This window comes from Roseicella aerolata (assembly GCF_020523605.1).
Classification (GTDB): Bacteria; Pseudomonadota; Alphaproteobacteria; order Acetobacterales; family Acetobacteraceae; genus Paracraurococcus; species Paracraurococcus aerolatus.
In genome coordinates this window covers 1-967 of sequence record NZ_JAJAQI010000164.1, presented here as the reverse complement: position 1 = coordinate 967, position 967 = coordinate 1, and the positions used below count along the sequence as shown (strand labels likewise).

The following is a 967-nucleotide window of genomic DNA, read 5'->3' as shown; positions in this document are numbered from 1 at the left end:
GAACCAGTTGCCGAAGGTCATCCAGGGTGTCAGGTTCCGCAATGGCGTCGAGGTCAAGGAGACGCCAGCACAGACCGCCGCCTGATCGGCTGGCCGTCACCCAGTTTCCCGCGTAGCTCGCCGCGCGCAGCATCATCGCTGGCGGAACTCGCTGCGCTCATTGACTGGCCCGAGATCGACCGCCACCTGGTCGGGATCTCGGCGGCGGCGAAGGGCGAGCCCGGCTGGCCGCCGCTGGCCCTGTTCCGCGCCCTTCTGCTGGCGACCTGGCACGACCTGTCGGATGTGAGGCTCGCCGAGGCGCTGGACGACCGCACCAGCTTCCGTCGCTTCTGCGGCTTCGCCGCGCACGAGTCGACGCCGGAGCGCACTACCTTCGTCCGCTTCCGGCGCGAGCTGGTGCGGCGCGGACTGGACCGGGTGCTGTTCGAGGCCATCACCCGGCAGCTGGAGGCCAAGGGTGTCACGGTCCGCACCGGCACACTGGTGGACGCCACCCTGATCCCGTCTGCCAGCATCCGGCACGATGGCGAGGCCCGCTGGGCTGGGCACCGCCGCCGCAAGCCCACGCACGGCTACAAGGCGCATGTCGCCACCGACGAAGGCGCAGGCTTGATCCGAGGCGTCGAGGTCACGACGGCCAACGTCCATGATGCGGCCGAGCTGGAGCGGGTGCTGCCGCCGGAGCCAGGCCACGTCTATGCCGACAGCAGCTTTGCGGGCGGGCCTGCGGAGCGGGTGATCATCGGCCGTGGCGGCACGCCCCGCACCGTCCAGACCGGCATCTGGGGCCGCGGTCCGGAGGCGCTGGTGCGGCTGGAGGCGCACAACGCCGCCGTCCGGCGGATTGAACCGCACCGGCTTTTCCGGAGGCACTATCTCTTGAGAGGATAGAGCCATGACGAAGAAGACGGCGGCGAGCTACTCGCCGGAGGTGCGGGAGCGGGCAGTCCGGCTGGTGCTGGAC

1 protein-coding gene is annotated in these 967 nt (G+C 70.4%); it reads left to right on the top strand.

Features of this window, described 5'->3' with window-relative positions; translation table 11 throughout:
- The first annotated feature begins 81 nt into the window (after positions 1 to 81).
- Positions 82 to 894 carry an IS5 family transposase gene (locus LHA35_RS28355; protein ID WP_456316101.1) on the top strand — a complete coding sequence of 271 codons (813 nt, stop codon included), beginning with the start codon at positions 82 to 84 and terminating at the stop codon, positions 892 to 894.
- The last annotated feature ends 73 nt before the right edge of the window (positions 895 to 967 follow it).